Origin of the sequence: Providencia sp. PROV024 (assembly GCF_032709665.1) — a bacterium.
GTDB lineage: Bacteria > Pseudomonadota > Gammaproteobacteria > Enterobacterales > Enterobacteriaceae > Providencia > Providencia huashanensis.
Genome location: NZ_CP120545.1, coordinates 2,837,521 through 2,858,007 on the forward strand (window position 1 = coordinate 2,837,521; position 20,487 = coordinate 2,858,007).

Annotated in this window: 18 protein-coding genes and 8 tRNA genes; 13 read left to right on the top strand and 13 right to left on the bottom strand. The window is 37.8% G+C overall.

Annotation, left to right across the window (positions count from 1 at the left end; translation table 11 throughout):
* Positions 1-34: 34 nt before the first annotated feature.
* From P3L56_RS13100 to P3L56_RS13120, 5 genes are all read left to right on the top strand, one after another.
* On the top strand, positions 35-1,192 hold the full coding sequence (locus P3L56_RS13100) for a proline dehydrogenase family protein (protein WP_210831955.1): 1,158 nt from the start codon (positions 35-37) through the stop codon (positions 1,190-1,192).
* Complete coding sequence (locus P3L56_RS13105; protein ID WP_042844563.1) at positions 1,185-1,445, top strand: 2Fe-2S iron-sulfur cluster-binding protein; 261 nt, start codon at positions 1,185-1,187, stop codon at positions 1,443-1,445. Before P3L56_RS13100 ends, P3L56_RS13105 begins: the two co-directional genes overlap by 8 nt.
* A gap of 53 nt (positions 1,446-1,498) precedes the next feature.
* Complete coding sequence (locus P3L56_RS13110) at positions 1,499-2,047, top strand: hypothetical protein (protein ID WP_042844565.1); 549 nt, start codon at positions 1,499-1,501, stop codon at positions 2,045-2,047.
* A gap of 122 nt (positions 2,048-2,169) precedes the next feature.
* Entirely contained in the window at positions 2,170-3,012 is an 843-nt protein-coding gene (locus P3L56_RS13115) for a formylglycine-generating enzyme family protein (protein ID WP_272686059.1), read from the top strand.
* A complete protein-coding gene (locus tag P3L56_RS13120) occupies positions 3,009-3,545 on the top strand; it encodes a carbapenem self-resistance protein CarG family protein (protein ID WP_198860751.1) in 537 nt (178 codons plus the stop codon). The genes P3L56_RS13115 and P3L56_RS13120 overlap by 4 nt, the downstream gene beginning before the upstream one ends.
* Before the next feature lie 454 nt (positions 3,546-3,999).
* Here P3L56_RS13120 and P3L56_RS13125 read toward each other — a convergent pair whose 3' ends face one another.
* Both P3L56_RS13125 and P3L56_RS13130 read right to left on the bottom strand, forming a co-directional pair.
* Positions 4,000-4,737, bottom strand: coding sequence for a cyclase family protein (locus P3L56_RS13125; RefSeq protein WP_042844570.1), 738 nt, complete (start codon positions 4,735-4,737; stop codon positions 4,000-4,002).
* Between the two features lie 208 nt (positions 4,738-4,945).
* On the bottom strand, positions 4,946-5,788 hold the full coding sequence (locus P3L56_RS13130; RefSeq protein WP_048607571.1) for a MetQ/NlpA family ABC transporter substrate-binding protein: 843 nt from the start codon (positions 5,786-5,788) through the stop codon (positions 4,946-4,948).
* A gap of 214 nt (positions 5,789-6,002) precedes the next feature.
* Here P3L56_RS13130 and P3L56_RS13135 point away from each other — a divergent pair, with 214 nt between their 5' ends.
* Genes P3L56_RS13135 through P3L56_RS13150 form a run of 4 tightly spaced genes read left to right on the top strand, consistent with a single transcriptional unit; the run spans position 6,003 to position 10,274 of the window.
* Entirely contained in the window at positions 6,003-7,127 is a 1,125-nt protein-coding gene (locus tag P3L56_RS13135; RefSeq protein WP_166685209.1) for an alkylhydroperoxidase domain protein, read from the top strand.
* Between the two features lie 4 nt (positions 7,128-7,131).
* Entirely contained in the window at positions 7,132-8,592 is a 1,461-nt protein-coding gene (locus tag P3L56_RS13140) for an FAD/NAD(P)-binding protein (RefSeq protein ID WP_210831971.1), read from the top strand.
* A gap of 3 nt (positions 8,593-8,595) precedes the next feature.
* Positions 8,596-9,609 (top strand): methionine ABC transporter ATP-binding protein, encoded by a 1,014-nt coding sequence (locus P3L56_RS13145; RefSeq protein WP_166685211.1) that lies wholly within the window; start codon positions 8,596-8,598, stop codon positions 9,607-9,609.
* A complete protein-coding gene (locus P3L56_RS13150; RefSeq protein WP_042844584.1) occupies positions 9,606-10,274 on the top strand; it encodes a methionine ABC transporter permease in 669 nt (222 codons plus the stop codon). The genes P3L56_RS13145 and P3L56_RS13150 overlap by 4 nt, the downstream gene beginning before the upstream one ends.
* Before the next feature lie 324 nt (positions 10,275-10,598).
* Here the strand turns inward: P3L56_RS13150 and P3L56_RS13155 are convergent, their stop codons facing one another.
* From P3L56_RS13155 to P3L56_RS13185, 7 genes are all read right to left on the bottom strand, one after another.
* The gene (locus tag P3L56_RS13155; RefSeq protein WP_042844586.1) at positions 10,599-10,892 is read right to left on the bottom strand and encodes a helix-turn-helix domain-containing protein; all 294 of its coding nucleotides are present in this window, start codon (positions 10,890-10,892) and stop codon (positions 10,599-10,601) included.
* 1,302 nt (positions 10,893-12,194) lie between these two features.
* Positions 12,195-12,270 (bottom strand) — tRNA-Lys (locus P3L56_RS13160).
* Positions 12,271-12,304: 34 nt separating this feature from the next.
* Positions 12,305-12,380: transfer RNA gene (locus P3L56_RS13165), tRNA-Lys, on the bottom strand.
* 34 nt (positions 12,381-12,414) lie between these two features.
* Positions 12,415-12,490: transfer RNA gene (locus tag P3L56_RS13170), tRNA-Lys, on the bottom strand.
* 38 nt (positions 12,491-12,528) lie between these two features.
* Positions 12,529-12,604: transfer RNA gene (locus tag P3L56_RS13175), tRNA-Val, on the bottom strand.
* A gap of 34 nt (positions 12,605-12,638) precedes the next feature.
* Positions 12,639-12,714: transfer RNA gene (locus P3L56_RS13180), tRNA-Val, on the bottom strand.
* A gap of 25 nt (positions 12,715-12,739) precedes the next feature.
* A tRNA-Val gene (locus P3L56_RS13185) sits at positions 12,740-12,815 on the bottom strand.
* 428 nt (positions 12,816-13,243) lie between these two features.
* On the opposite strand from P3L56_RS13185, the gene gltX reads away from it, so the two are divergent.
* The 3 genes from gltX (at position 13,244) to P3L56_RS13200 (ending at position 15,230) form a co-directional block, all read left to right on the top strand.
* Positions 13,244-14,665, top strand: coding sequence for a glutamate--tRNA ligase (gene gltX, locus P3L56_RS13190; RefSeq protein WP_272686069.1), 1,422 nt, complete (start codon positions 13,244-13,246; stop codon positions 14,663-14,665).
* Positions 14,666-15,029: 364 nt separating this feature from the next.
* Positions 15,030-15,105, top strand: a tRNA-Ala gene (locus tag P3L56_RS13195).
* A 49-nt stretch (positions 15,106-15,154) separates the two neighbouring features.
* Positions 15,155-15,230 (top strand) — tRNA-Ala (locus P3L56_RS13200).
* A 120-nt stretch (positions 15,231-15,350) separates the two neighbouring features.
* On the opposite strand, the gene P3L56_RS13205 is transcribed toward P3L56_RS13200, so the two are convergent.
* Positions 15,351-16,103, bottom strand: coding sequence for an SDR family NAD(P)-dependent oxidoreductase (locus P3L56_RS13205; protein ID WP_210831736.1), 753 nt, complete (start codon positions 16,101-16,103; stop codon positions 15,351-15,353).
* Positions 16,104-16,226: 123 nt separating this feature from the next.
* On the opposite strand from P3L56_RS13205, the gene P3L56_RS13210 reads away from it, so the two are divergent.
* On the top strand, positions 16,227-16,643 hold the full coding sequence (locus P3L56_RS13210) for a MarR family winged helix-turn-helix transcriptional regulator (RefSeq protein WP_042844593.1): 417 nt from the start codon (positions 16,227-16,229) through the stop codon (positions 16,641-16,643).
* 10 nt (positions 16,644-16,653) lie between these two features.
* Here P3L56_RS13210 and P3L56_RS13215 read toward each other — a convergent pair whose 3' ends face one another.
* The 3 genes from P3L56_RS13215 to ligA all read right to left on the bottom strand — a co-directional run bounded on the left by P3L56_RS13215 (position 16,654) and on the right by ligA (position 20,481).
* Positions 16,654-16,869 (bottom strand): DUF3820 family protein, encoded by a 216-nt coding sequence (locus P3L56_RS13215; protein ID WP_042844595.1) that lies wholly within the window; start codon positions 16,867-16,869, stop codon positions 16,654-16,656.
* 133 nt (positions 16,870-17,002) lie between these two features.
* Positions 17,003-18,187 carry a NupC/NupG family nucleoside CNT transporter gene (locus tag P3L56_RS13220; RefSeq protein WP_042844596.1) on the bottom strand — a complete coding sequence of 395 codons (1,185 nt, stop codon included), beginning with the start codon at positions 18,185-18,187 and terminating at the stop codon, positions 17,003-17,005.
* 278 nt (positions 18,188-18,465) lie between these two features.
* Complete coding sequence (ligA, locus tag P3L56_RS13225; RefSeq protein ID WP_048607826.1) at positions 18,466-20,481, bottom strand: NAD-dependent DNA ligase LigA; 2,016 nt, start codon at positions 20,479-20,481, stop codon at positions 18,466-18,468.
* Between the last annotated feature and the right edge of the window lie 6 nt (positions 20,482-20,487).

Here is a 20,487-nt window from a genome sequence, read left to right on the forward strand (position 1 = left end):
AAACGCTAGCTAGGTGAATAACTGGCTAGCCAATATGGAAATTAATGAAATGAACTCAAAGACATTATCAATTTATTTTCGCTATACCACTACGACACTTTGCATAAAATATATAGTAACACTACTTTTAACCTACAAAATAACTAAACGCCTTTCTATCTATATACTAAAGCTAATGGTCAAAAGAAATATAAAAATAATTACCAATAAATTAAATGGGATCTATTTTTGTGGTGAAACACTCGAGCAAGCCAAGGATGTCACTGGTATGTTAGCAAAAAACAATATATCAAGTGTCCTAGACTATGCTGTCGAAGGTGAAGAGGATGCTTCATTTTTTGATGAGGCCGTCAATTCTACACTTAGGTTAATCGAACTCGCCAGTAGTACAAACCATATGCCCTACGTTGTAGTAAAACCATCATCGCTGGGGTCAATCACCGTATATCAGGCTAAAATTAAAAACAACCATGATTTTCTAATATATCAACCTGCTTGGGAAAAAGTACTCAGCAGATACAACCAAATTTTTGCTTATGCACAACAAATGTCAGTATGTGTCATGATTGATGCTGAGCAATCATGGTTCCAACCTATTATCGATAAAATCGCTATAGAAAATATGCTCAAATACAATAAGGAAAAAGCTGTTATTACACTAACATTACAATGCTATAAAAAATCATCTTATGAGTTCATCCAACTAATGAATAAGTTGGCAATAAAACACAACATAAAAATAGGTATAAAATTGGTCCGTGGCGCCTATTTAGAAGAAGAACTCCAACGAAACGATTCTGCAAGCAACCATTTCTTCACCTCAAAACCGGCTACAGACGACAACTACAATGCTATCATTGAGTTTATTGCGATTAATATTGAAAATTTCACCCCCTTCTTTGCAACCCATAACAAAGCAAGTATCTCCAAAATATTAGAGAATACGCGGCTAACAAACCACCATTACTGGTTAGGGCAGTTGTATGGCGTAGGCGATCACATTTCACTCAATGCCGTTAAACATGGCGCTAGAGTATGTAAGTATTTGCCATATGGGCCATTTGAAAAATCTTTACCTTACTTACTTAGACGAATAGAAGAAAATGCCGTGTCTATAACGACTTTTCGTCATGAAAATAAACTTATTCGAAAAGAAATAATATCCAGAATTGTAGGTAAAAACCATGAGTAAAGCACCTTATCACTTAATTATTGGTAATAATAACTTTACTATTATGCCTAATGAAACCATTCTAGAATGTGCTTATAAAAATGGAGTGAAAATAAAATATCATTGTGCTGCTGGGCATTGTGGTAAATGTAAAGTTAAATTAATTTCAGGTGAAGTAAAGCTTGATCATTCTGGTGGTATATCCAAAGAAGATATTGCCAACGGCTTTATTTTAACTTGTTGCTCCTTTGCAAAAGGTGATATTCAGATTTAACCGCGCTTGCTATTAAGTATTTTTTATTAAACTTTAAAGATAGGAATTTAAACATGAAATATTTTTTGCTTGCCTGTTGTCTAATTTTTTCAACCTTCAGCCAAGCTGCTAGCACAGATAAATATATGATGTTAATTCAGCAAGCTTTAGATAAGCAACCACCTTTATGTTTAGGGGAAACTCAATGGCCAGTATCTATGAATAAAGGAGGGTCGATGTGGGTAAATGCGCAAATGGAAGCACTCGTTGATGCAGGCCTAGCTAAATCGCAATGGATATCAAATCAAAAAATTTGGCAGCTAACCACGAAAGGACAAACTGAATTTAATAAGCATGGAGATTTCTGCTATGGTCGTGTACGCATTAACAAAATTGAGAATATCATTGATGATGGTAACGGTAACACTTCTGTCATTTTTTACTATTATATAGATAAACTTCCTCTATGGGCTAAACATAAATCTATCAGAGTGGCACATACAGATTTAGACAACCTTGTTACCGGGGTTAATAACGCACGTTATCAAGCAGACTTTATGACTACCCCAGCAGGTTCAATAAAAGTTATAGGTGAGCCTTATCAATTAGATCTATTTTATTAGATCTACTCATACTATTCTAAAGTTTTCAAAAATAGCTAATTTCGTAAAAGTATTCACTTTTTAGTTTAAATATCTCTCAATAGAGTGCCCCTTAAATTAAACATATAGGATTTTAATACAGTATGAAATACTTGGCTTCACTAATTCTATTTATCTTACCAATCTGGAGTACCCATGCATCCTCCTCTTTATTCCAAGAAGTATATATTGACCAAGGGGATTATTACGTAGGTGCTGTTTTTGGTGATCATGATTATAAATCAAATTCAAATATCAAGCTTAATGGCTATTTTATTATGAATACTGAAGTAACCTACAAACTTTACGATGAGGTTATTAATTGGGCACACGGACAAGGTTATAAGATAAATGAGGGTTGTAATGGTTCCTTTTATGATGACTGCCGTACATCTGACTTAAATAATAAAGAACATCCAATTACTAATATTGAATGGTCTGATGCGATTGTGTTTGCTAATGCATTGAGTGAAAAAATGGGGCTAGAACCTGCCTATATAATTGCAGATAATTCTATTTTGCGAGATAGCTCACAATATAGTTTTTCAATAAATAATAATGCCAATGGTTATAGATTACCAACAATTGCAGAGTGGATGGTCGCAGCGAGAGGAGGAAATAATGGCCTAATTGATGGTACATATGGGCATTATTATTCCGGAAGTAATAATGCAAATGAAGTTGCCTGGTTTCCCGAACCTAATACAGAGCTATTCGGCACCAGTCCTGTTGGTAAATTAAAAGCGAATGCTCTAGGAATTTATGATATGAGTGGTAACGTATATGAATGGGTCTATGATAGCGAAACCGTGTTAGGCACAGAAATGTATTATTTCTGTGGTGGAAGCTATTTACAACCAGCAGGCTTATCAAGTTGTGATATTCACAGCGCGGGTTTTGTTATGCCCGACATTGGTTTTAGACTAGTTCGGAGTGCGACCAAATGAAACTTAAGAAACTCATCTATTTATTATTATTAGCTAGCTTTATGAGCAACAGTAGCACATTAGTCATGTTAAAAGGTGGGCAAAATAATATAGACCTTAATAATAATGGTATTACTGACATCATTTTTTTAGCTAGCTTTGACAATAATACATCACACCCTAATCGCACTGCGACTATTTTTATGAAAGATAACAAAAAATGGTCAATCATTCCCACTCCAGATGATAATGGGTTTATTTGGAGCGATTTTAGCCTATCTGCATCTATGGTTAAAATCTCTGATTTTGAATTACATCAGTATAAAAACCATTATTATATGGTTAAAGGAACAAAATTTATAGATAATAACAACAGTGGAGATTTAAGTGATAATACTCAAATAAAATTCATTCGTTATAAAATAGCAAATAATGAGGTAGACCCTGGAGTCTCTAATTTATATTGGCAACCAACTGGCAGCTACATTACAATTGAGAAATACCTTAATGTAGATGATGCTTTCAAATTTTTAGATATGGCGCTATTTAAATAAGATCATCATATTACGGCGTACTTAAATTAATTATTTTCTGCGTCGTAATAGTTTTAGGCTGTAACCTTAGCTTAACGCATATCATGAGTATCATAATTTCACGATATCAATCATTTTATTATTACTTACTGGTTAAAGTCCCCTAATCCTTACTACCCCTCTCTATAAAACCCGTCAAATATTATTGCGATTATCAAAAATGGTATTTAACTCACTTTATTATTAAGACACTATTTTGATTTACTACAAGGGGTTTCCGTGGAAAAACATTTCTAAAATTAATTAAAATATAAATGCAATGACTTTAACAATAATTTTTTATTTATATTGCCATCGGCTTTAGGAAACTCTCCGAGTTTAAAGTATAGGTTTTTTAATTATTTTATAACTATTTGCCATTTAACGCTCCCCATCAAACTAAATGGCTATAGATGGGGAATGTTATCAACATATTCTAGGGTAGAATTGCAAAAGAGCGTACCGGAAAACCGCTTGCATTGTTTGGTTTAGCTACGATATTAAAAATAACAGCGCCCCGAGTAGGCACTTGGTCTAGGTTAGCCAGTAACTCAACTTGGTAAGTATCCTGTTCTAATACGTAATATTCCCCCAATAATGCATTATTTTTCCGAAAATCTTTCGCTGCGTCAGTGTCAAAGGTTTCATGACCAATCGCTTTAATGCCTCTCACTTCAAATAAAAACTTAAGTGCATCCATTCCCCAGCCAGGTATTTGGTTATTACCTTCTTCGTCTTTGTTATCCATAAGTTCTTGCGATGGCCATCGCTTGCTCCAATCTGTACGTAATGCAACAAAGCTGCCTGACTCAATTTGACCGTGTTGTTGTTCAAACGCTAAAACATCATCAAGATTAAATGCAAAATTTGGGTCTTTCTTTGCTCTTTGTGACTGATCAATTACGATTAAAGGTAAAACAAGCTCTTTCAATTCTAATTCGTGTAAGTAGCGCTTTCCTTCTACAAAGTGACATGGAGCATCAATATGTGTTCCATATTGCCCAGGGAAAGTAAATTGCTGTGCAAAAAAACCCTCAGGGTAGCCAAATAATGTTTTAAATTCAGCTGAATCAAACATAAAAAAATGGGGTGAATCCTTATCAAAGCTATGAGTCAAATCAACCCATTTTTTTGCCTTTATCACATTAAATGCATTTATTAATTCATTATTCATATGTTCCCCTGCCTGATTGACTTTTTAAACTGAGTTAACTCTACGCGGTTCTTATCGTACTTTTGTTTCCTATTAAATATCTAAAAAACATAACGTTGTCTAGCAATTCAACACGAATAATTTTCATACTAAATCAGTAAAATAATATAAAAAAGCCACTAATAAGTGGCTAAAAGATGTTGAACAATAAATAAAATAGACTAGGTTTTTATTTTGGATACTTACTCCAGCTTTCTGGTTCAATAAAACCATCATAAATACGCTGTGAGCGAATATAATCTGCATATTCTTTTGATTCAAAAGCATCTTTTAAATCTTTAGCCCATTGAGAATCAAGGTTTTCCTGCATCACAGTAACAATAACACGGTGTTCCAAAGGTGAATCTTCTACCACCAATCCATCCGCTATTCTCTGCCCTGCACTCGCAACATAGTTTCCATTTACCACAACAAAATCAACATCATCTAATAAACGTAAACCTTGTGCTGCATCTGTTTCTCTAATATCAAGCTGATATTTCGCTGGTGAAATATCATTCACACTAAAACTTAACGTACTTACATCAGGTTTAATTTTAACCCAGCCCAGTTGCTCTAAAATCCTAGCCCCTCGTTCTGCATTAACAGGGTCGTTCGATAACGCAACAATCATGCCATCTCTGACTTCATCGAGTGATTTATGTTTATTTGACCGCAAACTTTGTGGTGCACTAGGAGAGTCGGTCAGCGCTACCATATTAATATTATTTTTTTTATTATAAGCATCCATATAAGCGCGACTTTGGTTAACAGATGCATCTATTGATCCCTCTTCAAAAGCAGGGTTTATTTGCCTATTTTGTGAAAACTGACGCAAATTAACGGTATAGCCTTTCTTTTCTAGAATAGGGACAATACCTTTCTCAACTTGGTCAATATAATTTCCCACGCCAAAGCCTATCGTAATGTGTTTTTTATTTGGATTATTTTTTTCATTATTATCACCACACCCAGCAAGTACGATTACCGCTGTAGCCATTAACGATAAATTTATTATTTTTTGTTTTAACATAGATAACAACCCTGTAAAGATATTTTGGGCAGTATAATCATAATTTGTAAGTTCTACTTAGATCATATCGTTATACCTTAATACAAAAGTAATATAACAATCTATTTTAATTCTTTTTAGCTATAAGGATATAACAAATAGATCGTTCGGTTAATGATGAGCTTGATATGTAATAAAGGAGATAAAAAAACGTTTAAAAAAAGTGAGTTACTTTATGACTGTTTTCAATGATGATTTAATTAATTACCTGACTGATTTAACACCAGACTCCAATTTAGCTAAAATTCGCGAAGAGCGCGCAGCAGCAACAGATAATACTCAAGCTTGTTTCAATGCTATTTTTTCTGTGCCATCTACTTTGCTTTCAAATGATGTGAAATATTATTTTGCTTATCAAGTCGCTGAACTAACGGGCAGCCCACGCCTTGCGAAATTCTATTTTAAGTTAGCTGGGTCTGTGCCAGAAATAACTCATTCCCTCCCTTTTCAGGCCGCTAAAGAATATCTACAAATATTAACTCAATCACCTAAAGAGACAAATTACCATTTAATTGAACCATTAATTGAACATGGTTGGGGCGAGCATGACATTATTTTACTGGCGCAGTTAGTGACTTATGTCACTTACCAAGCCCGCCTCATTGAGGGCATATTGTTACTTTCTGGTAATAGCGATAGTACAACTCACCCAAATAAAGTTGTGGCTGGTAAATGGAATCAACAACCAATAACTCAGCAAGGCCGGCCATCACCAACAGCTTTTACTCAAGACAATTTAGGTTGGGAACCATGGCTATCGGCAAGGCTGCCAGACTCTTTATCCGCCGAAGAAGCACAAACCATGAAAAAATTCGGCCAATTAAATTCAGAATATTTTTTACTACTTGCTCACCAAAGCAAAATTTTAGAATTACGCACATTAGTTGACCGCGGAGTATTTTACACAACGGATGGCCTTCCTCGTTGGGAGCGGGAATTTGCTGCCGCTGTTGTGAGTAAAGTCAATGGCTGCATTTACTGTGCTTCCGTTCATGCACGAAAAGCAAGCCAATATGCTAAGGCACGCCGTCCCGACGTTGAAAAACTATTATCGACAGCGCCAGGCTCAATACTTGCCGAAGGTTTTGATGAAAGATTAACCGCGATCACGGATTTAGCCGCATTTTTGTCTGCAACACCAATTCAAGCAGATACGCAGCAAATTGAAACCCTACGAAAACTCGGTTTATCCGAACTTGAATTGCTTGATCTGATTCAATCTAGTGCTTTCTTTTCGTGGGCAAACCGTCTCATGCTGTCCTTAGGTGAACCATTTGAAATTACAGAAGGTAAGGAGTAATTAAATGGCATTACCTATCGGCTTAGATGCATTAGAGTCACAAGTAAAACAAGATCTGCAATATCTAAATTTACCTATTAACTCCTGGTCGTTATCAGGAAATAATAAACATAAAACACAAGTTGATGTGGCTATTATTGGTGCTGGTATGTCAGGGATTACCGCGGCGTTTGCACTTAAGTTACAGGGTATTGAAGCTATCGTTTTTGATCAGGCTCCCATTAGAAAAGAAGGCCCATGGCAAACACCTGCGTTGATGGAAACACTACGCTCTCCAAAACATGTTGTTGGCCCAGCCTTAGCTTCTCCATCTTTAACCTTTCAAGCTTGGTTTAAAGCGCAATTCGGTGTCCAAAAATGGGAAGAACTCGATAAGATCCCTCGTTTACAATGGGGGGAATATCTACAATGGTTTAGAACCATGACAGAACCTTATGTCCTAAATCAGTATCAATTAATTGATATTTTACCAACTAATGATTACCGCGAATTAATATTTGATACGCCTGAGGGCAAAGTCACTTATCAAGCGTTACATGTCATCTTGGCGACAGGAATGGAATCATTTAGCGAAGCTAATATCCCCAGTTTTATGGATAATATTCCTACCGCTTATTGGGAGCATTCATACGCAGGCTCCGATTATCGCCGTTTTAAGGGGCTAGATATTGGTGTTGTCGGCTATAGCGCAGGCGCAATGGACAGCTCTGCGACCGCATTGGAAAATGGCGCTAACTCGGTCGAGATTTTAATTCGAGCAAGTGATATGCCACGCGTAAACCGAGGTAAAGTAGCTGGTAGTCCAGGTTTTACTAACGCCTATAGCTATTTTACCGATGCACAAAAATGGCACTATGCTGACTATGTCGCTAAAGCAAAAACGCCCGCTCCACATGGTAGTACACTACGCGTATCTCGCCATAAAAATGCTTATTTCAACTTTAATACTGAAGTTAACTTTGTTGAGTTGAATAATAAAAAGTTAGATATCACCACAACGAGTGGCAAATACACCGTAGATTATCTAATTTTAGCAACTGGCTATCGTATAAATTGGTCTAAAAATAGCGCTTTCAACCGACTCACTCCTCTGATTAAAACATGGGGAGATGTTTTCATTCCCCCTGCTAATGAGCAAAATTCAGAGTTAGCATCACACCCTTATTTAGGCAATCACTTTGAATTAGTCGCTAAAAATAGTAATGATAACCATAAAATCAATCAGTTATATTGCTTTAATTTATCAGCGTCACTCAGTATGGGACCTGTTATTGGTTTAATTCCTGGTACTAATGTCGGCGCTGAGCGATTGGCTGGGCATATTGCCGCAAAATTATATCTTGCGCATCGCGAACAACATCTTGAATTAGTCAAAATGAGCCAAGAGGCTGAATTATTAGGTGATGAATGGCGAGCTTCCTCTCCTCAATCAGAGCGTATACAACTAACTGATAATGTGGAGTAAATTATGATTACCTTTCAAGATGTACAGAAGATATATGAAAAAGATGGGCAATCTTTAGTTGCATTGCAAGGTATTAATTTGCATATCAATCAAGGGGACATCTTTGGTTTTATTGGTTATAGCGGCGCAGGTAAAAGCTCCCTTATCCGCTTAGTTAATCAATTAGAAAAACCTACTAATGGCGCCATCATTATTAATGAGCAAAATATTGCGCACCATACCCCTGCTGAGATACGTGCGCATAAAAAAAGTATTGGTATGATTTTTCAGCATTTCAATTTATTAGAAACTAAAACTGTCGCACAAAATATTGCTATGCCTCTGTTACTCTCAGGCGTCGATAAACAAGAAATCAATCGTCGAATTGATAATATTCTTGAATTTGTAGAGCTTAGCGATAAGAAAAACCAATACCCGGGGCAGTTATCTGGCGGGCAAAAACAACGCGTTGGTATTGCCCGAGCACTCATCAATAACCCACAAATCTTATTATGTGATGAAGCGACCTCAGCACTCGACCCACAAACAACCCGTTCAATTCTTCAATTACTAAAGAAAATTAACCAAGAGCAAAATATTACAATTTTGCTTGTCACCCATGAAATGGAGGTTATCGAACAAGTTTGTAACCGCGTTGCGGTTATGGAATCAGGCAAAATTGTCGAAGAAGGTACAGTGCTCGATATTTTTGCAAACCCACAACATCTGACAACACAAAAATTTGTTGGAACCGTTTTGAATCAGGAGATCCCCGAACGTGTTCTCCATAATTTAGAACATCAACAAGATGTCTACCGATTAGAGTTTTTAGGGGCTTCCGCTCAAGAGCCTGTTGTGAATGAGTTGATACTGAAAAATATCGTCAAAATCAATATCCTGTTTGCCAACATGAAAGAAATCAGCGGTGTAGTACTAGGGAGTATGTTTGTACAAATTATTGGTGACAAAGAAAAAATCAATGACGCAATTTTGTTTCTTCGTCATCGAGGGGTCGCAGTCAATAGGGGGGCATTATGACACCATTATTCGAAACAGCTTTAACAAGTAAACAGTTTCTACTCGCCATGTCCGAAACATTTACTATGGTCAGTGTTGCCCTCATTTTAGGAGCCGTATTCGGTATTTTGTTAGGAATATTGCTCGTAGTGACTCGGCCTGGAGGTATTTGGGAAAATAAATCCATTTATCGGATTGTAAACCCAATTATCAATGTCATTCGCTCATTACCTTTTATTATTTTATTGGTCGCAATGATCCCATTAACGCGTTTTATGGTAGGCACATCAATAGGGACAACAGCAGCAATAGTACCTTTAGTCATTTTTATCGCCCCCTATACCGCTCGCTTAGTCGAAAATTCATTGCTAAGTGTACATTCAGGAATTATTGAAGCAGCAGACTCTATGGGAGCAACTAATTGGCAAATTGTTTGGCATTTTATTTTACCTGAAGCAAAATCATCGCTGATCCTTAGTCTAACAGCTGCAAGCATTACTTTAGTTGGAGCAACTGCAATGGCAGGGGCCGTCGGTGGCGGTGGTGTGGGTGACTTAGCGCTAAATTATGGTTATCAAAGATTTGATAATGTAGCAATGGCCATAACGGTTGTTACATTGATAATCATTGTACAAAGTATGCAATTTATTGGTGATTATTTAGCTAAAAAAGCACGATATCATTAACTATAGATAATACAGATAACACTGGAAGCAAGTATATATTACCGGTCAGTTAGTAATTAACTCATCCAGCATTATCTATGAATCAGTGTTATTTATTATTTATCTATTATTAAGTTAAATAGTTTAGTCCCGTATTTATATAATAATAAAATAAAAGCCCAACTCGGGCTTTTATTTTTAATATCATTCGATATGAGAGATAAATAATATAATTATACTCTTTTTGAAATACGCACATCAGTGCATTAATTTATGTTCTTAATTGAAACAATTAAGAATAAAAATTAAATTAAGTTTCATTTTGAGACAAAATAATTATTTGTATCATACAAGAGTATAGATTGAATCATCAAATCCTTTTGTGTCCCTTCTCTCATCTATATGTTCGTCATCTTGTAGTATTTCACTAAAGAATTCACCCATATTGACGTCTAATATTTTTAGTACGCGAACAAGACAATCTATGTCAATACGATTAACGCCACGCTCGTAACGAAATAATTGCTGCTCACTGATATCTATCTCTTTGGCTAACTGAAAAACCGTATAACCTTGAGCTTTTCTTAGTGCTTTAATTTTTTGTCCAACTGCACAAGCGACAGGATATTTTGTATTCATAAACATTCTCGCTTCAATTTATATTAATGAAATAAAAGTCTGCAGATAGTTAACTGCATTTTTTATTTTTATCTTTATTTAATTTGTGTAACTTTGATAAAGCTAAAGACGACTCAGCCAATATCGGAAAGAATGATATACTAGCCTTCTAATTACTTTCAACTAGTCTTAAAATGACATTGCAACTATGTAACAAATCATTTCACACTCTTAAAGTAACAATAAAATATTGTAATATCAATCAATTATAATGATCAGGACTCGTCGGTTTATGCCTATCCCCTTCAGTCACTTGGCTGATATCAGAATATTAATCTAAAAAAAACCCTTCACACCGATGTATAACCTGAAAATAAAGGAAATAAACAGAATAATTTAACACTGTAACATTATTAATGATATTAAAGTAGTACAGGCACTTGGAAGTGAAAATATGAGCATATTTGCTAGTTTTATGTAAAAAATAGTAAAAACAATAAATTTTACCTCTAAAACTATTTGGTAATATTAAACATCAATGAGTTACAAAAAGCACCATTCTGTTACAATTAACCAAAATGCTAAATTTTTAAAGCAGCAAGGTAAATATCTACCAAATCATAACTATCAAGATAACAAAACCTTAACGTTAAAAAAGTTTATTATTCACTTTACTTGATGAACATCACAAAATTATGAATAAATAATGCTAATTGATAATCTAAATTTAATATTGTTATTTTTATCGTCCCAAGAGCATGGTTGGAATTAAATATCAAGAAATAACACTCAAACAGAGTTTAACTTCAGATGATAATATCATTGCATTATTGCATAATTAAGACAGATAGTGAAACTCGATATCCCACCTTATGTTACTACAATACTATTATTTTAATTAACCAATGCTTATTTAAGCCTATCAGATTATCTATCATTATTGCCAACCTCTCCAGATAAAAAATACAATTATGACTTTACATCAAATGGTTATGTAATTTTTAAGATATTGTCTCTAACCATGCAAAAATACTGTTTCAATGTTCACCTACATTTCAACAAGTTTATCTTATGTATGGTGAATAAACATTGCAGATGCCGGTTTTATTCCATAACCGCTATCTTCAAGATCAAAGTACTGCTTAGCGACTGAGTATTTACGGGGCGGTGAATTGGCTTGAATTGCTGTTGAGATGGTGGGTCGTGCAGGATTTAAATTCTACGAATTTAGCCTGCGGCCTGAACCTGCAACCAGCTTGCCGAGGTATGAATTGGTGACTGAGTATTTACGGGGCGGTGAATTGGCTTGAATTGCTGTTAAGATGGTGGGTCGTGCAGGATTCGAACCTGCGACCAATTGATTAAAAGTCAACTGCTCTACCGACTGAGCTAACGACCCATCTGAATTGCTTGAATTGTTTGTTTCTTTTAGATGGTGGGTCGTGCAGGATTCGAACCTGCGACCAATTGATTAAAAGTCAACTGCTCTACCGACTGAGCTAACGACCCATCTGAACTGCTTGAATTGTTTGTTTCTTTTAGATGGTGGGTCGTGCAGGATTCGAACCTGCGACCAATTGATTAAAAGTCAACTGCTCTACCGACTGAGCTAACGACCCATCTAATTTCGTATTTTTAATGCGAGTAACAAATGAAGTGGTGGGCGATAGCGGGCTCGAACCACTGACCCCCTCCTTGTAAGGGAGGTGCTCTACCAACTGAGCTAATCGCCCACTTCATGACTTATTCCACATTTTCATAAATAATTGGTGGGCGATAGCGGGCTCGAACCACTGACCCCCTCCTTGTAAGGGAGGTGCTCTACCAACTGAGCTAATCGCCCAATTATTTATTTTCATCGTCAACGGTGGTGGGCGATAGCGGGCTCGAACCACTGACCCCCTCCTTGTAAGGGAGGTGCTCTACCAACTGAGCTAATCGCCCCGTCGTCGATGGAGGTGCATTATAGGGATACTGAGTTCTGAGTCAACGATTTTTCAATAGATTTTTTTCGTTCGTTGCAAAAATAATCAAGATGTTTCAATATTCGCCATAAAAGCTGCCTTTTTAATCAATTACCTATATATTTCACCCTTATTTTATCGCTCAAAAAAGTGAAAATTGTTTTCCTCCACATTTATTTTTATTTTTATCGGCAAAATAATCATTTTCTTTCCTTCTATTTTGATAACTTGATTGAGGAATCACTACAGGATGATAGAATAGAGTCACATTTTAGCAATGCTTATAAATATCACTAGCCAGAACGTCCTGCACAAACCCTATTTAATGATGTCTTGTTTCAGTTCTTCGATTGGCTAGCGAGCAAATAAGCAATTCAAAAACAATGTTTTGCAATTAAGGCAATCTCGATGAGTAAAATCAAAACCCGTTTTGCACCTAGCCCAACTGGCTATTTACACGTTGGTGGTGCTCGTACTGCTCTGTATTCCTGGTTATTTAGTCGCCACAATCAGGGCGAATTTGTCCTGCGTATTGAAGACACCGACTTAGAACGCTCAACTCAGGAAGCTATCGATGCCATTATGGACGGTATGAACTGGTTGAATTTAAATTGGGATGAGGGTCCTTATTATCAAACTAAGCGTTTCGACCGATACAATGCTGTCATTGACCAAATGTTAGATGCAGGTACTGCATATCGCTGTTACTGCTCAAAAGAGCGTTTAGAAGCGTTACGTGAACAGCAAATGGCAAACAATGAAAAACCTCGCTATGACGGTTGCTGCCGTGATCACGCTCATAACCACACTCCTGATGAACCTCACGTTGTTCGTTTCCGTAACCCACAAGAGGGTTCTGTAATTTTTGATGATAGGATTCGTGGGTCAATTGAATTTAGCAACCAAGAACTCGATGATTTAATCATTCGCCGTACAGATGGTTCACCAACTTATAACTTCTGTGTAGTTATTGATGACTGGGATATGGAAATCACTCACGTGATCCGCGGTGAAGACCATATCAATAACACGCCTCGCCAAATCAACATCCTAAAAGCATTAGGTGCACCAGTTCCAGAATATGCACACGTTTCAATGATTTTAGGTGATGACGGTAAAAAATTATCAAAACGCCATGGTGCAGTAAGTGTTATGCAATATCGTGATGATGGTTATTTACCTCAAGCACTATTAAATTACTTAGTTCGCCTAGGTTGGTCCCATGGGGATCAAGAAATTTTTACTGTTGATGAAATGAAAGAGTATTTTACTCTAGATGCGATCAGCAAATCAGCAAGTGCGTTTAATACAGATAAACTGCTGTGGTTAAACCATCACTATATCAACACACTACCTGCTGAAGAAGTAGCGACTTACCTTGCATGGCATATTGAACAGCAAAATATCGACACGAGTACAGGTCCTCAGTTAGTTGATTTAATTAAGCTATTGGGTGAACGTTGCAAGACCCTAAAAGAAATAGCCGAATCTTGTCATTATTTCTATCAAGATTTTGAAGAGTTTGATGCCGATGCGGCGAAAAAACACCTACGCCCTGTCGCTCGTCAACCATTAGAAGTAGTTAAAGACAAACTGGCTGCAATCACCGACTGGAATGCTGAAAACGTCCATAAAGCGATTGAAGCTACCGCTGAGCAACTTGAAGTCGGTATGGGGAAAGTGGGAATGCCTTTACGTGTCGCTGTAACAGGTGCAGGCCAATCACCAGGCCTTGATGTTACTGTTCATGCAATTGGCCAAGCACGCTCTATCGCTCGTATTGACAAAGCACTCTCCTTTATTAGTGAACGCGAAGCAAGCGCACAATAATAAAAATTAAAGTTTAAAAGCTCCATGTTATTTATTAGGCATGGGGCTTTTATTTAGATATGTATTCATGTCATATAAAAAATGACTTAACCCACCCATACCAATCAATTTAATCTAGGTGCTCTACCATTACGCTCAAAGCTCTTAAATAAAAAATTAGCCTAGCGGAAATAAGGAAAAGCAGCCTATCTCATCAAGCGCTTTAAATCATAACTGCAACCTAACCGTGCCAATTAGCCACTTCAATCATTTGAATTAACTGATGTTTGCTTTATATTTAAGCAGTCAGTGTCAAAACACCATTATTTGATTGACACTCCCCCTAGCCTTGAATATCATCCCAACGTCCAAAAGAATTGTATTTGGGGCTATAGCTCAGCTGGGAGAGCGCTTGCATGGCATGCAAGAGGTCAGCGGTTCGATCCCGCTTAGCTCCACCATCTAATTCCCTGTTAGGTGGCATTAATACAACATCAAAATTATTCTATTGGGGCTATAGCTCAGCTGGGAGAGCGCTTGCATGGCATGCAAGAGGTCAGCGGTTCGATCCCGCTTAGCTCCACCAATAATTTCCTCTGATTACTCGTTTCTTCTTACTAACATCGCTTGTTTTTTCATTAATGTCGTAAAACATCAATTTACTTTTTACCTCATTTGCACTCCACTATATTTAATACTTACTACATTATTGTGCTGTATAACCGCCATCAATAGGAATAAATGCGCCTGTCATAAAGCTGCTTTCATCTGATAATAAAAAGGCGACCACATTAGCAATTTCTTCCCTTGTCGCCATCCTACCCATTGGGTGTGTTGAAGACATCCATTCCTGAGTTGCTTGCGGTAACCTCTCAATATTAGGCGTTTGTACATAACCTGGGCCAACAGCATTAATACGAATACCTTTTTGCGCATTCTCTAACGCCACAGAGCGCGTAAGCCCTAACACTGCATGTTTTGCCGCCGTATAAGGTGCAATCCCTGCGATCCCTGTCACCCCATTACAAGCAGATAAATTGACAATCGCTCCGCCTCCACTACGCAAAATACTAGGGATGCTATATTTTAAACCATGGAACGTCCCCGTGATATCTGTTGCAACCACATCATGCCAAGCCTTTAATGGGTAATCCTCTACATTGACACCATGTGGGCCAGTGATACCCGCATTATTCACCAGATAATGCAAAGCACCGTACTGCTGCTCAATTTTTTCAATCGTTGCTTTGAAATCTTGCGCATTTGCAACATCCATTTTGATAGTGCTGATGCGTTGACCCGTTGGATCTATTTCTTTCGCAGCTTGTGTTAATGTAAGCTGATTGCGCCCTGTTATAACAACAGTCGCTCCGAGGAAATGTAATTTCTGAGCAATACCAAAGCCAACGCCTGTTGATGCGCCCGTAATAAGCGCTATTCGGTCGTTAAATTTCCCCATGATGCACCTCAATTATGATTAACCAAAGTTAACTATAAACAATTAACTTTAGTTAATCAATGTATCGTTTTATCTAAAAAGTCAATGTATACTTGAGTGATTGAATATTAAGGAACATTTTTTATGTCAGATGCTCTTGAAGATGCGCTTTCATTATTACAATGTACATTAGTGGCTCGCAGAGCGAGTTTTACCCCCGAGCAAATAACTTGGGGCCAATATGATGTACTAGAAATATTAAGGCTTAAAGGTGATTTGACGCCGAGCCAATTAAGCCAATCCCTTGGACTTTCCCGCCAAAATTTATCGAAATTTCTTCGAGTCCTAAAATCCTATGATTTTGTTGAACAGTATCAATCTGAAGAAGATAAGCGGGAACTGATCACCCACTTAACAAGAAAAGGGCATGATTTCTTACAACGTGCAGCCACTGGCCGTGCTGAAAATGCCTTAAAGGTTAAAACAGTATTAACTCAACAAGAGCAAGAACTGTTTATTAATTTGAGTAAGAAAATTACTGATTCCCTAAGCCACAAATAGCCTTAGCTGCTTAACTGCGTTTAAGTGGCTTCACAAGGCCTTCAAGCCCTTCAATTTTTAACCCTAAGGTCATTTCCATTAATTGCCCTAAACGCCCCGCAGGGAACTCTCCTTTCTTATAGAACCAAAGTAAATATTCCTCTGGCAAATCTATTAGCACACGCCCCTTGTACTTACCAAACGGCATATAGGTATTTGCTATGTCGATGAGATCTTGTTTTTCCATTTGTTCTCTTACATTTTTAGTGTTGTGTCTTTGACTGCGTTTTATCTGTTCTTTTAACAGTTTTCTTTTTTATATGAAAGCAAAACGGCGCTCATTTGAACGCCGTTTTGCCAATTTAACACTTTTTTATTGATTACAAAACTAAGCCAACAACAGCTGCCGATAGGAAGCTCACTAATGTTGAACCGTATAATAGTTTCAAACCAAAGCGTGCTACTGTATTACCTTGTTTTTCATCTAACCCTTTAATTGCACCAGCAATAATACCGATAGATGAAAAGTTAGCAAAAGAGACTAAGAACACCGATAAGATACCGACAGAACGTTCTGATAAGCCACCAGCAATCGCTTGTAAGCCATCCATTGCGACAAACTCATTCGTGACCATCTTAACTGCCATGATGCCGCCAACTTGTAAAGCTTCATCCGCAGGAATACCAAGGACCCAAGCAAATGGATAAAACACGTAACCTAACATCGTTTGGAAATCAACGCCGAATACTGCAGAGAAAATACCATTAACCATCGCAATTAGGGCAATAAAACCAATCAACATAGCTGATACTATAATTGCGACTTTAAACCCAGCAAGGATATATTCGCCTAACATTTCAAAAAAGCTTTGCCCTTCATGCAAATTGCTCATTTGGATGTCTTCTTCACCTTCTGGTGGGTACGGGTTAATTAATGATAAAACAACGAAAGTACCAAACATATTAAGCACTAATGCCGCGACCACAAAGCGAGGTTCCAACATGGTCATATAAGCACCAACGATAGACATTGATACAGTAGACATTGCGGTTGCCGCCATGGTGTACATTCTGCGCTCTGACATTCTATTGAGTTGGTCTTTATACGCGATAAAGTTCTCTGACTGCCCTAACAATAATGAGCTTACTGCGTTAAATGACTCTAATTTCCCCATACCGTTCACTTTCGATAATACAGTACCGATAATGCGGATCACGATAGGTAAAATTTTGACGTGTTGTAAAATACCAATTAATGCAGAAATAAAGATGATTGGACACAAGACTTGTAAGAAAAAGAACGCTAAATTGCCCTCAATCATGCCGCCAAAAATAAATTTCGTCCCTTCCGCTGCATAGCCTAGCAAGTGAGTAAACACCCCTGCTACACCCATTACAAAAGATTCGCCGATATTAGATTTTAAGAAAAGGTAAGCCAACGCAATTTGAATAACAAGGAGTTGAATAACATAGCGGGGGCGGATCGCGCTACGGTTACTACTTGCTAAAATTGCAAGAGCAGCAATTACTACTAAGGATAAAACGAAATGCAGGATCGAGGTCATATGCGACTCCAACAAATTTAAGAATCAGTCTATGTGCATATTCTATGTAATAGACAACATTTAAATGAGACGGTGGTCACATTAATATGAAAGCTTACTAGGTGTATTTTGCAAAAAGAAGAAGGCGGTCACGTTTCAACTATGACAAAACCCTGTAATCACTTTTTTTTGCACAGAAATCTTAATGAAAATTTAAGTTAAGGCTTACAACGACCTAAGTATTATTTTGTTGCTTACCACCTTGTAAGCAACAAAATTAGATTGAATATAGTTCACCATTAAATATTCAGCAAACGTATTAACTCATTTTCATCTATAACCTGAATACCCAATTCATTCGCTTTCACTAATTTAGAACCTGCCGCTTCCCCTGCAATCACCATATCCGTTTTCTTAGAAACACTTCCAGCCACCTTTGCACCTAAAGCGACCAGCTTGTCTTTTGCTTCATCGCGGGTTAATACACTCATTGACCCAGTTAATACCACTGTTTTGCCAGCAAATGGACTATCAATTTCAGCACTGTTCACGACCTTCACTTCTGGCCAGTGAATATTAGCCTTAGTAATCAGGTCGTTAATAACGGCTTGGTTATGTTCTTCGCGGAAGAAATTCACGACATGTTTCGCCACCACATGACCGATATCTTGAACAGTTTTCAGTGACTCTTCGTCTGCACACATTACCGCTTCTAATGTTGCATAATGCGCTGCAAGATTAGCCGCAGTAGCTTCTCCAACTTCGCGAATACCTAATGCATAAATAAAACGTGCCAGTGTTGTTTGTTTCGATTTTTCTAGTGCAGTGACTAAGTTTTGAGCTGATTTAGGCCCCATACGGTCTAAACCAGTTAAAATACCTGCACTCAATTGATAAAGGTCAGCTGGCGTTTTGACATATTCTTTTTCAACCAGTTGATCGATAATTTTATCCCCCATGCCATCAACATCCATGGCACGACGAGAAACAAAGTGTTTTAAAGCCTCTTTGCGCTGTGCGCCACAAATCAACCCCCCAGTACAACGCGCTACGGCTTCGCCTTCAATGCGTTCAATATCAGAGCCACAAACAGGGCAATGGGTTGGAAACACGATTTCACGGCTATTAACAGGACGTTTTTCAACCACGACACTGACAATTTGCGGGATCACATCCCCTGCACGGCGGATAATAACGGTATCACCAATGTGAACCCCAAGACGTTCAATTTCATCGGCATTATGTAGCGTCGCATTGCTCACGATCACCCCGGCAACTTGCACAGGTTCAAGACGCGCAACGGGCGTAATAGCCCCAGTACGCCCGACTTGGAACTCAACGTCTTTCAATTGAGTTATTTGTTCCTGAGCTGGAAATTTAAATGCCGTAGCCCAACGTGGCGCTCGTGAAACAAAGCCTAATTCCTCTTGAATAGCAATTGAGTTGACCTTGATAACGACGCCATCGATGTCAAAACCAAGGCTTGGTCGAGCTTGTTCTATTTCGCGATAAAAATCTAATACAGCTTGCGAGCCAACACACAATTGAACATAGTCACTAACAGGCAAACCCCACGCTTTAAACTGCATCAAACGCCCATAATGGGTATCAGGTAATGTTTCTCCCTCAACAACCCCAACACCATAGCAATAGAAAGTTAATGGCCTTTTCGCTGTAATGCGTGGGTCAAGTTGACGTAAAGAGCCCGCTGCGGCATTACGCGGATTTGCGAATACTTTGCCATCTGTCCTACGCGCTTCTTCATTCAATGCTTCAAACCCTTTTTGTGGCATAAAGACTTCACCACGGATCTCCACTCGATCTGGGATATTATCCCCAGTCAAACGCAAGGGGATAGCTCGGATGGTCCGTACGTTGGCAGTAATATTTTCACCAACCGTCCCATCTCCACGCGTCGCAGCCTGTACTAGCTCACCATTTTCATACAATAAACTAACTGCTAGCCCATCAAGCTTTAATTCGCAACAGAATGTAAGCTCTTCATGGTTTTTTAAGCGGTCTCTAACACGTTTATCAAAAGCTAAATAACTCGCTTCATCAAAAACATTATCTAATGACAGCATTGGAATTTCATGGCGAACCGTTTCAAACGCCGATAAAGGCGCAGCACCAACCCGCTGAGTTGGCGAATCACTCGTAATAAGCTCTGGATGTGCCTCTTCTATACTTTTCAGACGTTGCATAAGTTTATCGTATTCAACATCTGGAATTTCGGGTGCGTCTAATACATGGTACTGATATTCATGATGACGTAACTGTTTTTTTAATTGGTCTATTTCTTGCTTGGTAGTCATGATCAC